The 12,548-nt window shown below is 37.9% G+C and carries 6 protein-coding genes; 5 read left to right on the top strand and 1 reads right to left on the bottom strand.

The features are described 5' to 3' along the window. Positions 1-12 precede the first annotated feature (12 nt). From ACFIMG_RS01455 to ACFIMG_RS01440, 4 genes are all read left to right on the top strand, one after another. Positions 13-1,197: a COG4223 family protein gene (locus ACFIMG_RS01455; RefSeq protein WP_375678681.1), complete on the top strand. Its 1,185-nt coding sequence runs from the start codon at positions 13-15 to the stop codon at positions 1,195-1,197. Between the two features lie 11 nt (positions 1,198-1,208). Beyond that, positions 1,209-2,768, top strand: a complete 1,560-nt coding sequence (locus tag ACFIMG_RS01450; protein WP_375678680.1) for a heme biosynthesis protein HemY — start codon at positions 1,209-1,211, stop codon at positions 2,766-2,768. Between the two features lie 146 nt (positions 2,769-2,914). Next, positions 2,915-3,661, top strand: coding sequence for a glutamine amidotransferase (locus ACFIMG_RS01445; RefSeq protein ID WP_375606037.1), 747 nt, complete (start codon positions 2,915-2,917; stop codon positions 3,659-3,661). A 794-nt stretch (positions 3,662-4,455) separates the two neighbouring features. Continuing rightward, positions 4,456-5,442 (top strand): DUF2125 domain-containing protein, encoded by a 987-nt coding sequence (locus tag ACFIMG_RS01440; protein WP_375678679.1) that lies wholly within the window; start codon positions 4,456-4,458, stop codon positions 5,440-5,442. 1,315 nt (positions 5,443-6,757) lie between these two features. Here ACFIMG_RS01440 and ACFIMG_RS01435 read toward each other — a convergent pair. Continuing rightward, on the bottom strand, positions 6,758-11,467 hold the full coding sequence (locus tag ACFIMG_RS01435; RefSeq protein ID WP_375678678.1) for an NAD-glutamate dehydrogenase: 4,710 nt from the start codon (positions 11,465-11,467) through the stop codon (positions 6,758-6,760). Positions 11,468-11,742: 275 nt separating this feature from the next. On the opposite strand from ACFIMG_RS01435, the gene ACFIMG_RS01430 reads away from it, so the two are divergent. Then, on the top strand, positions 11,743-12,399 hold the full coding sequence (locus ACFIMG_RS01430; RefSeq protein WP_375612226.1) for a carbonic anhydrase: 657 nt from the start codon (positions 11,743-11,745) through the stop codon (positions 12,397-12,399). Positions 12,400-12,548 lie beyond the last annotated feature (149 nt).

Genomic DNA, 12,548 nt, shown 5'->3' with positions numbered 1-12,548 from the left:
AAAGTGACAGAGATGGTCGATTCTTCAAAACCAAAAGTTAAACCACATTATGCTGGTACGCGCCGTAAGAAACCAGTTATTGAACATGAAGCTGTTCCCCATGATTCAGAGGAAAAAATCCATAATTCTGTAGAATCTCATGCGCGAGAAGAACAGAATATGCAAGGTCAGGATAAAAGTATCTCTAGTACAACTTGGCTTTTCTTGTCCCTTTCTGGGATTTTGGGAGGATTCATTGCTTTGGGAATTTTTATGGGGCTTCAATGGGCTGGTTTTTTTCCTTCTCCTTTTGTGGAAAATTCTGCTGGAGGAGAAAAAGCTTTGCAGATTGCTGAAGCCGCAAAAAGTCAAGGTGAAGACACAAAGGAACAATTGAGGCGGGTCTTTCAAGAAATTGATACGTTAAAAACAGAGTTTTCTTCTTTTTCATCACAACAGTTTAAAACAACGAAAAATGATGAACTATCGAAAGAAGAAAGCAAAAAAGCTTTTGCGATTTTAGAGGAAAAAGTAAAAGCTCTTGAAGAAACTGTACAAACTTTTGTTAGAAAGTCGAAAGATATAGAGACGGCTTTGTCTGTTGGGCAGAGCAATGCAAATGATCTTGCTGCGTTAAAACAACAGTTAGAAGCACTACAGGAAGAAACTGCTGTTAAAAATAGTGAGAAAAAAGAAATAGATACCGCGCTCTTTACTGCAATTAGTTCATTAAAAAATGCTGTAGAGCGTGGTGGATCTTATAATAATGAATTAAAGCTGTTACAACAATTATCGCCTTCGATTAATGGACTTGATGTGTTGCAAAAAACAGCTACTGTGGGTCTTCCAAGTTCAGCACAACTTTCAGTTGATTTTGCTCATGTTGCCGATGCAATTGTTGGTACGCAAAATCTTGTTGCGTCAGATGCTGGTTTTTTTGACCGAATTTTAGCGTGGATAAAAGGGCTCATTGTTTCGCGACCGATTGGAAATGTTGAAGGGACAACGCTGGGGGCTATTGCGGCACGCATGGAAGTTGCCATTCAAGCTGGTGATTACGAAAAGGCTTTGAGCGAATGGCAATCATTGCCTCAAAGTGCAAAAGATGTTTCAATGGATTTTGTTAAGCAGCTTGAAAGACATATTGCTATTCAACAGTTGTTGCAGCAATTGTTATTGTCTGTGCAACAAGGATCTTTTAAAGCAACAAAGATGTAAATAGGCCCAAGATGATACGTGTTTTTATTTATATTTTTGTTGTTTGTATCCTCGGTTTAGCTTTCACGTGGGTTGCTAATCACAATGGTATTTTTGTTCTCACATTTTTGCATTTCAGATTTTCTGCTTCATTTCTTACAGTGTTAAGTGTGCTTATTTTGTTTTTTGTAACGCTGGTGCTTTTATGGTGGTTATTGTCTTTCTTTTTTTCCATACCGAATGCTCTTTGCAATTATTTTTATAAACGCCATCAAAAGCGTGGTTACGAAGCTCTTTCAAAGGGGATTCTTGCAACTTTTGCTGGTGATAGTATGGTTGCGCAAAAAATGGAAGCACGGGTTGCTAAATATCTTGCAGGAAAACAAGAGCCATTGGTAAAACTCTTACAAGCGCAAACCTTGTCTTTACAAAATGACTCTGTTCGCGCCATCGGTCTTTATGAGGAGATGAGAAAGGAAGATCCGACAAAACTGGTTGGACTTTATGGTTTGTTTCGTGAAGCAATGAAGAGTAAAGCTTATGAGGCAGCGCAACAATATGCCGAAGAGGCACTGACTTTATCGCCAGCACTTTTATGGGCGCATAAGGCGGTGCTTGATCGGTTAAGTACTGAGGGTAAATGGGATAAGGCACTTACTATTTTTGAAAGAACGCAAAAAGCTCTCCCGCGTTCTATTCGCGCGACTCCAGAGCGGCAGCATATACAGGTTTTACTACTAAGTGGGCAGGCACTTTCTTTGTTTGATACACATCCTGTACAAGCACGTGAAGCTATTTTGAAAGCCCATAAATTGGCGCCTGATTTTGTTCCAATAATAGTTATTGCTGCTGATATTCTTTATAAATTAAACGAAACGCGTAAAGCGGATAAAATGATTATAGCGGCTTGGCAAAAGGAGCCTCATCCTGACTTGGGAGCGCTTTATCTTGAAAGAGAAGAAGGAGCCATTGGGCGATTGAAAAGGGCTAAGACACTTGCTTCTTATAATAAAGATGCATTTGAGTCGGCTTTCCTTATTGCTAAAGCAGCTTTGGATGCTGGTGAAACAGCATTAGCAAGAGAGAAGGCACAAAAAGCATTACAATGTCATCCACGGGAAAGTGTTTATTTATTGTTGGCAGATATTGAAGAGGCACAGGGAAACAATCAAGGTGCTGTGCGTCAATGGCTTTCTTTAGCACTTCGTGCTGAACGTGATCCAGTGTGGATGTGTGATGGGGCCATTTTTTCTTCTTGGTCAGCGGTTTCTCCAATCAGTGGACGTTTGGGCTGTTTTGAATGGAAGGCGCCTCCTTGTATGCCTTCTCTCACATTAGAGGCGGACAATATTGTGTCGAAAAAGCAAGACAAAGAGTATGTTATGGGAAAAAGTGATGATGTTGGAGATAAGAAGCTTGAAAAATTAACACCTATAGATGATTCTCTTTTGCATAATGTGCAGGTGGAGAAACAAGATATAAAAGAAAAAGATGTAAAAATGTTCAGTCAAACTCACTTAAATGTTGATGATCCAGGGGTTAAAACAGAAGAAGAAACATCTTTATCGAGGAAAAAATTTCGTTTATTTTAAATTGCACCAATGTGATAATACGAATGTTTTCTCAGAAGAAACAATTGACCTAGAAGAAAAAATATCGTTAGTCTTGTCCAATAAAATTATTCTCTTATGCTTTAAAAATAAAGTTTTGCTTGATAGCAGAGGTGATTGGTTAAAAAATGTTTTTAAATCAGAGATGTCTTGATAAAAAACAAAAAAATAACAAACCAAGGATTGCTGTCGTTATTCATCGGCGCTCTACCTATACTGGTCGGTTGGGAAAATTTTTACAACAAAATGGTTTTGTTCTTGATATTTATCGTCCTATTTTTGGACAAAAACTCCCTGATACATTAGAGCATTATGCCGGCGTTGTTATTTTAGGGGGACCGATGAGTGTGAATGACAGCGAAGCCTATATTGGTGAGGAAATTGATTGGATTTCGTTATCACTAAAGGAAAATAAGCCTTTTTTGGGTATTTGTCTTGGAGCACAAATGTTAGCGCGAAATCTAGGGGGGCGCGTTGGTACAAGAAGTGATGGGACTGTTGAAGTCGGCTGGTATCCACTAGAAGCAACCCCACAAGGGAAGGAATTGATGAATTGGCCAGAGATGGTCTACCATTTCCATGATGAAGGTATTTATGATTTACCGAAAGAGGCAATGCTTTTGGCAACAGGGAATACATATCCTACACAAGCTTTTCGTTATGGAAACAATGCATGGGGCTTGCAGTTTCATGCTGAATTTACACGCGCTATGATGCGGCGTTTGGTCGTGCGTTCGGCACATAAATTGACTGAAAAAGGTGCTCAACCTGCTTGTGCACACTTGAAAGGTCGTTTAATCTATGATCGAGCTTTGAGCCAATGGTTTGAAAGCGCATTACACCAGATTTTTTGTACACCGCCCGTACTTGTGTGATTGTTGACAACGAATTGATTTATATAGGTAATTCACGGTTTTGTATATTGAATGAGAACCCCGAATATAGTAAGGTTTTTTCATTCCAAACCTGTGTATTTTGACTCAATAAAAACCTCTTGTTTGCATGTCACAAGTAGGGCTGGCGTGTGGGCAAAACTGTATAAGAAAAGACTAAAAATGCTTCTTATGAACTGTCTTAAGTGCCAAGGGCTGTCGCAACATTTGGGGGCTAGCCAAATATAATGATGGTGCTGGCTTTGGGGTCTCCATAAGCGTAAAGATGGGGGGCTCAATGGCTTTATCGTTAAGAAACACTATTCATTATCATTTTTGTTGTTCTGTAAAACAGTATGGTTTAAGGCAGAGGTAGAAAATCTATGTAAAACTTTACACATGAGGTGTTTTTTGTTAAAGGGTGTAATGGGTTTTTTTTTAAGAAAATCTTGTTAAGCTTATGAGATACAGTACTTTAGAACGATGTATAGGGACTTCTTGAAGTGATCAGTAGATAAAATCCGGTCGATTAAGAAGTTGGATTGTGTATAAACTGAACGTGGTTGGGAATCTTTACCCTTTTTAGGGTGGGGAGGAAGTTAAGAGATAAAGAAAGTTTGAATATTGTCTAAATCCTTTCAAATACCATCATCACAAAAAAGTTTTTCTTTGAGTTATTTAATTTGTGGGCTCTTTTGTCTTGCTCTGATATTTATTTATAGCGCACTCTGGTTTTTTTTTCACGTAAAATAGAAGACTATGTTTCTGATATATTCACAAAAGTATCTTCCCATAATATGGCGGCGGTATGTGAGAATGTGCACAAGGATGGTTATCCTTTACGTGTCGGTGTTGTTTGTGACAAGTTTCAATTTTCTTGGCCTTTACATGGGTTTTCTTTATCGACGGGGCGTTTGACAGCTGGTGCACCAATTTACGCACCTCATTTGGTCGAGTTTAATGTTCATTCTCCTGCATTAATTGTTTTTTCCGGAAAAACTCCCATAGTATCGCATTGGCGCAATTTGGTGATTGAAACAGAGCCTTATTGGAAAACGGGTAAAACATTGAAGTTTATAGCTGAAGGGCTTGAGATTTCATCTTTTTCCTTTTCCCCTGAAGATCAAAAGCTTCAAGAAGCATTAAGAGCACAAACGATAGATAAAAAAACGACACAAGAAAATATTGAAGATCCGGCATCTTTGCAAAATACGCATAACGTAATTATTCAGCCGTTAGAGCCAAAAGAAGCTTCCCCAAAAATAACGGCAGAATTTTTGCGTTTTGATCTAAAACATGAAAAGAATGATTTGTCGGGACATATAACTTTTGACGGTTTTGATGCTTCTCCCTTTTTAAAATCTTCTTTTGTTGATATTCCTAAAATTGATGGCAATTTGAAATGGATTTTAAATGACATTTCTTTTTTGTCTGAAGATGAAGAAAAAAATTGGAAACAGCGACTGTATGGAAAAAGTGGACTTTTAAAGCAAGGTGAATTGACTTTTCATACAGGTGGTGTAGTGCGTATTAGTGGACCTTTTTCTTTTGATGATGAAGGATATTTGACAGCAAAATTTGAACTTGTCCTTATTCAGTCCATGAAGCTTCTTGACACTCTGCAGCGCTTATTTCCCGCGCAAGCCAATAATCTTCAAGCGTTATTTTTTATTTTGAGTGCTTTGCCTAAAAATGCGGACGGCGCTCCCGTTCTTTCTTTGCTTATTAACAATGGGTGGGTAAAACTGGGATTTTTAAAACTTGGTCGTCTTGCTCCACTTTAGGTGTTGTACCAAAGCCTTTTTTCATCTTTACTATCAAATTTCGACTTTTTCTGATTTTCACACTTTTTTGCAATTTTAGAGTGTTAAACATTTATTTTAACAAAATGCGTATTTAATGGTAAAAAAATAGCTATAAAAATAAAAAATTACCACTTACTCCTAACTCGTCCAACCTCTTTTCACTTAGTACAAAATCTTATGTCAAACTACATATAGCAACAGTGTTTCTATAGAAAAAGTGGCATTTTAAAGTATGCTGAATTGCCTTTTTATACAGGTGGTGTGGTACTTGTTAGGAACCTTTTTCTTTATATATGGAATGAGCATATTGCATATATCTGTTTGGGTGTAACCTCTTAAAACAAGTAAATAGCCTAGTTGGAGGAAGATATGAAGTTGTAAAGGGGAAAATCAACATCCATCTTTACTGTCATTTTTTATTCGATTTTACGCATTTCAAAAGCAGTTATAGTTATATCTTTTAAATAATGGATTAAGCTTATCCTTTTATTTCTGATATTTTTTAATGAAGCCATATGTCTTCCACGTAAAACAGAATATATTTGTATTGCATATTTACGTATTTATTAAAACAATATTTCTCAGTGCTTCTTATTTCACGATGTCGCCTATGAATGGTATAAGGATAAAGCCATTAAGCACCATCATCTTTTCGGTTACGGAGTAACAAGCTAGGGGAAAACATCATCATATTATATTTGCTTATATTTGCTAACTCCCAATGTTACTGCAGCTTTTGGCACTTGAGGCGGTTTATGAGGGGCATTTTTAGTCCTTTCTTTACTGTTTTTATCTATTCGGCTTTCCCATTTGCAATATACAAGGGGAAATGGGGTTAATTAATTGAATATAAATAGATTTTAAATGAGACAAATTTAGAATATCGGATTATCAGTTATCATAAAAATGATAAAATTATGATTGTAAATCAATATATTATATTTTTATGATGAAGGATATTTGACAGTAAAATTTGAGTTTATTTTTAGTGCTCTGTCTAAAAATGCGGGATAGCGCCTCCGTTCTTTCCTTGCTGCTTCGTCATGGATGGATAGAACGGGGCAAAAGCTTAGCTGTTTTGTACTGCTTTTAAGTCTGAAAGTTTATGTTTTTAGGGTGAAAAATCAATCCTGCTGTTTTTTTGACATTGTTGCAAACAATTCTATTGTGATAAATAGCGAGATTTTTATTTTTGGTGTTATGTTTAAAATGCAAACTCCCGCTCTCTATTTTTGTTGGTTTGTTGTGGTGGTGGGATAGAACGGGAGATTGAGTGGGTCGTTTTGTATTTGCTTTAGGTTTGAAAGCCAATATTTTGAAGTTGAGAAATCAATCCTGCTGCAAAAGTAAAACGAGAAATATTGAGATCATTTTCAATAAGGGCGCTAATGCGGTTTGTAATGTTGTGAATATGATCTTCTTCTGTTTTTTTCCAAGTGTCAAAAGGATCTTTTTTCTTTCCATAATTTTTGAGGATTTTCATAACGATTTGCCGAAAACTTTCAGAAACATTTTCTTTGGCTTGGCTTAAAGCCATACTATCATAATAATCTACTACAGGGATTATACGACTTGCTTCGTTAATGCGGTTTATACGAATGATTTGCGCAAGTGAAAAGTAGATCTCTGCAGTTTTAATAAGATCACTGTTGCTTTTTTTTGCAATTAAAGAAATATCACAGATTGTTGAAGCAGCTTCCAAGAGGGCTAATTGTTTCGCTAATGCTTTTGGTGCTCCCTCTTCGCTGTAGTGTAATGCTTTTTCTTCAATCTTTTGCTTAATATCGTTGTCGTGAGAATGCATAAGCTCTTTTTCAATAACGCTACGGGCTTGCTTTATTGTTTTTACAATTTCTTCTAATGGACGTGAGAGATCTATGTTGTGCAAACCCCAATTGGTTGTTTCAAAGAGCATTGGGGTCATTGTTGCGTAGAATTTATTTTGGACAAGACCGGGTATTTTATTATCAAGCTTATCAATTTGCTCAGACAATTGAGGAATTTCGAAACCATCGCGGATGGCAATAAAAACGCGAATAATATTTTCAGTCTTTTGTTCTGTTGCATCGTGTAGTCTATTAACAAAAGTGGGGCCTCCACGATTTACAATATCGTTGGCAATCAGCGTTGCGATAATATTACGACGCAATTGATGGTTAATAACTTCCTTCTTAAAATTTTCTTGAATTTGGGTTGGAAAATAGTTCAGCAGGGCTGTATTGAAATAGTGATCATCAACAATGGGGCTATTAGCAATTTCTTCTTTTAAGGTCAATTTAGCATAGGCAAAAATAACGGCGAGTTCTGGACGGAGAAGACCTTTGCCTTGGGTTGTTCTTTGTCGTAAAATTTGCTCATCAGGGAGTATTTCAACTCTGCGATCTAGAAGCTTTTTTTGTTCCAAATCGTGCATAAAGCGTATTTGATAGGGCAAATCAGTAGTGCTTTGGTTTTCCGCCAAAGAAAGCGCAAGGGGTTGTAGATAATTGTTGCGCAAGACGAGTTGCTCGACTTGAGGCGTCATTTTTTTCAAGAGCTTATTGCGATCTTCGCGGGTTAACGTTTTGGCACGTAGTGCTGATGCAAGAACAATTTTGAGATTGACCTCAATATCAGAACAATTCACACCAGCAGAATTGTCAATGGCATCCGTGTTGCATCGACCACCATTTAAGACATATTCAATCCGTCCACGTTGTGTAACACCAAGATTAGCTCCTTCACCAATAATTTTTGCACGCACTTGTTCTCCGGTAATGCGTATTGCATCATTTGCGCGATCACCTACTTGGGCATCATTTTCTGTTGCAGCACGGATATAAGTACCAATGCCACCGAACCATAAAAGATCAACAGGGGCTTTGAGAAGAGCAGAGATAATTTCAAAGGGTGTTCCTGTTTGTTTTTCGAAACCAATGGCTTGTGCTGCTTCAGGTGAGAGAGTAATGGTTTTTTCTTTTCGTGAGAAGATACCACCGCCCTTTGATAATTTGGTTTTATCGTAATCCTGCCAGCTTGAGCGAGGTAGTCTGAAGAGACGCGTACGCTCTACATAGCTTTCGTCTATGTTCGGATCTGGATCAATAAAGATATCGCGGTGATCAAAAGCGGCAATCAATTTTGTTTGTTTGGAAAGCAGCATTCCATTGCCAAAGACATCACCAGACATATCGCCAACACCGACACAGGTGAAGGGCGTTGTTTGAATATCGTGATTAAATGATTCTCTAAAATGTCTTTTGACGGCTTCCCATGCACCTTTAGCTGTAATACCAATGTCTTTGTGGTCGTAACCTGCTGAACCTCCAGAGGCAAAAGCATCATCAAGCCAAAAGTGGTTTGCTTGGCTGATGGCGTTGGCTGTATCAGAAAAAGTTGCTGTTCCTTTGTCCGCCGCAACAACAAAATAGGGGTCAGGGTCATCATGACAGATGACATTGTGGGGAGAACTTATTTTGCCGTTAATCAGATTGTCTGTAATGGAGAGCAAAGCTGTGATAAAGTCTGTATAAGCTTGTCGTGCTGCTTCTATGATGACAGCACGGTCATTTGTTTGGGGAAGCCGATGGGGATAGAATCCACCTTTTGCACCTGCAGGAACGATAACCGCATTTTTAACTTGTTGGGCTTTGACTAAGCTAAGCACTTCGGTGCGATAATCTAATGCACGGTCAGACCAACGAATTCCGCCACGAGCGATAGGTCCAAAACGCAAATGGACCCCTTCAACTTCTGGTCCATAAACAAAAATTTCTCGGTAAGGGCGCGGTTCAGGCAAACCTTCAATCTGGCGCGGATTTAATTTGGTGGCTAAAATACGCCGTGGACTTCCATCAGGAAGAGGCGTAAAGGCATTCGTTCGTAAACTCGCCTCGATAAGGTTACAATAACGGCGTAAAATGAGATCATCATCTAAACCAGAGACTTTCCGTAATTTTTCTTCAATGCGCTTTTGAATGACTTGTTGGTTTTTTTCTCGTTCTTTTTCTGTATGGCTTTGATGAAATTTTAAATGAAATAAAGCATAAAGATCTTGGGTAATGTTAGGATAAGCATTTAAAGTTTGGGCAACGCGATCTTGCGAATAAGGAATTCCAGCTTGTTGGAGATAGCGCCCATAATGGCGCAAAATAACAATTTCATGCCAATCAAGCTCAGCTGTTTGGGTGAGAGCATTAAAGCCGTCATTATCAGCATTTTGTGCCCAAATGGCTTCAAAGGTTTCGGCGTGTTTTTGACCGTCTTTTTCAAAATCGATACAGCGTTGGAAAGTACTTTCTAGCTGCATATCATGAAGATACACAGAGCGCCCATTGCCATCTGGTAATTCAAGGGTTTGTTCAGCAATAACGCGAAACCCCATATTTTCAAGGAGTGGTACACGTTTGGAAAGGGCAAGTGCTTCATGGCGGTGAAAAAGCCGAAGAGAAATGCACTGTTTTTCTTTGTTTTGTGCGTGATAAAAGATCACGAAAAGGGGCTTTTCATCATGAAGACTTAGAATATGTCCGGCATCGTTAATAGCGTCTTCAGCTGAAAATAAATCACGATAGCTGTTGGGGAATTCACTGGCTAGACGTGTTTGTTGCTCTGTTATTTTCTTGTTAAGAGCGATGGCTTGAACCCTGTCTTCCCAACTTCGTGCAATCGAACGTACATGTTGTTCAAGTGTGGAGCGCTCGTGAAGGGGAACAGTTTCGTTTCCTTTGCGATGGATGATATAATAGACACGTATAAGGGTGCTTTCCAAAAATAGCGGATAAGATTCAAAAAAGTCACCTTTATAAAGCTCAACAAAATGTTCGCCAACTTTTTCACGCAGGCTGCTGCTATATTGGTCACGCGGTACGTAGACAAGGATAGAAACAAAGCGCCCAAAAGAATCAGTATGGGCAAGAACCCGTAAACGTGGGCGCTCATCTAATTGTAGAATAAGCTTAATGTTTTCTGTCAATGTATCAACATCAGAGCGAAACATTTCATCTCTTGGATAGGTTTCTAAAGCACTGATGAGTACTTTTCCTGAATAATCGGCGTGATTGTGTCCAAGACGTTGAATAATAGTTCGGGCTTTTTCTTTTAAGAAAGGAATTTGCAAAATAGAACGTGTATAAGCTGAGGAGGTAAAAAGCCCTACAATGCGTAATTCTCCACAGAGTTGGTTTTCTTTATCAAAGATTTTAAGACCAATATAATCGAGCCAAACAGAACGGTGAATTTTGGAGCGGCTGTTCGCTTTTGTCACGATAAACAGATTATCGCTTTCCATGAAGGATAAAACTTCTTGAGGAGGTTCTTTCATACTTTTATCGTCAACAATATGAATAGAAGCATCCGTGAGTATACCAAGTTCAATATTACTCGCTGTAAAGGATTTTAGGGGTTTTTGGTCTTTGATGAAGTTGTAAGTGCGCATACCAAGGAAAATAAAATTATCGTCCATTAGCCAGTGAAGAAACTCAATGGCTTTTTCGCCTTCTTGTTTGTAGTGTGGGGGAAGACTTATTTGGTAGGCATGAATCTGCTTTTCAACTTCTTCAAGCATAGGTTTCCAGTCTTGTACAGCAGCATTAACCTGTTCAAGAACTAAGGTGAGTTCATTTTCAAGTTTTTGTATTTGCTGTTTGTTTAATGACTCGATGTGAATTTGCATCAGACTGATGCGTTTTCCAGAAACACAATCAATAATGGGGTGTGCAATCAAATAGATATGGTTTTTGTGTTGATTAAAAACATTTAAAATAGAATCGAGAAGGAAGGGTTTGTTATCATTGACAAGCGTGATAACGGTTATAGGTCTGTTACTACGGGTTAAATTTTGCTCAAAGCAGATGGTATTTTTTCCCGTCTGATGGAGATTAAAAGCTTTTACCGCGATGGCTGTGGCTTTTTGAAGTTCTTCATTTTCGTAATAAGCAATATCTTCTTTATCGGTTTGGGCAAAAAGGATTTGTTCTATTTTATCTTGGGTGTTTTTTGTTTCTGTTTTTTTTTGTTGCAACACATTCACTCTCCCTTTTTGCTCTTAAGGGGTCTTTTCTTCTCTTTTTAAAAGCAGACCATTATATTTTTTATATACTGTAACACCTTCTTTCTAAAGAAAATAGCTCTTTATTTGGAAAGAATGAGTTTGTTTTTGCTATTTTTTAGTAATATTTTGTACTTTAAAGAAATATTTTGCTTCAAGGAAAGGGCGCTTTTAGTATTTTTGTATGTTAATAGTTTGTTTTTTAAAATATACAAAATGAAAGTAAAAAAAGAAGCAAAAGTAAAGAGAGAATGGCGCATTTACCAGAAAGACTTTTAAGTGGTTACCAAAACTTTATAAACAATCATTTTTTATATAAAATAGCAGATTATCAGCAATTGGCGATTGAGGGGCAGAAACCTGAAGTTTTGGTCATTGCTTGTTGTGATTCGCGTGCAGTACCAGAAATGATCTTTGATGCTAAGCCAGGGGAAATTTTCACTCTGCGCAACGTGGCGAATGTGGTTCCTCCTTTTTCTCCTGATGACCAATATCACGCAACATCAGCAGCTCTTGAATATGCTGTGCAATTGCTTGAGGTGAGACATATTGTCGTTTTTGGTCATGCCCATTGTGGAGGCATTCGTACTGCTCTTAATGAGACATATAAATCTTTATTATCAAATGATTTTATCGGTCAATGGATCAGTCTTTTAGCACCAGCAGCAGAAATCGTTTTGAATAATAAGTCGCTGTCTTGGCCAGAAAAACAGACGGCATTAGAGCAGCTTTCTATTCGCCATTCGTTGAGAAATTTAGAGACGTTTCCGTGGATAAAGCTTCGCAAAGATCAAGGTTTTTTGACATTGCATGGTGTTTGGTTTGATATCTCTAGCGGAAAATTATGGAGCATGGAACAGGAAACAGGTTGTTTTATGCGTGTTGAAGTTGAAAGCTTTGAAGTATAGTATTTGTTGTTTTTATTTCTTCGTATAAAAAGATATTTTATGATAAAACTTGACAAAGCTGGGGTTTTATTGTTTGAAGGAGCAAGCTTTCAGTGACAAAATTAACTTGGAGCCACCGACTGAGACCCCAGTTTAAGGGTATAAAGAGA

It is taken from the genome of Bartonella sp. AP11XZML (assembly GCF_042196445.1).
Classification (GTDB): Bacteria; Pseudomonadota; Alphaproteobacteria; order Rhizobiales; family Rhizobiaceae; genus Bartonella.
Note: the sequence above shows the minus strand (reverse complement) of the source record. Positions and strands in the feature narration are given on the sequence as shown.

Coding starts and splice junctions, on each gene's coding strand:
- ACFIMG_RS01455 (WP_375678681.1), top strand. CDS start 13: ATGGTCGATTCTTCAAAACCAAAAGTTAAACCACATTATGCTGGTACG.
- ACFIMG_RS01450 (WP_375678680.1), top strand. CDS start 1,209: ATGATACGTGTTTTTATTTATATTTTTGTTGTTTGTATCCTCGGTTTA.
- ACFIMG_RS01445 (WP_375606037.1), top strand. CDS start 2,915: ATGTTTTTAAATCAGAGATGTCTTGATAAAAAACAAAAAAATAACAAA.
- ACFIMG_RS01440 (WP_375678679.1), top strand. CDS start 4,456: ATGGCGGCGGTATGTGAGAATGTGCACAAGGATGGTTATCCTTTACGT.
- ACFIMG_RS01430 (WP_375612226.1), top strand. CDS start 11,743: ATGGCGCATTTACCAGAAAGACTTTTAAGTGGTTACCAAAACTTTATA.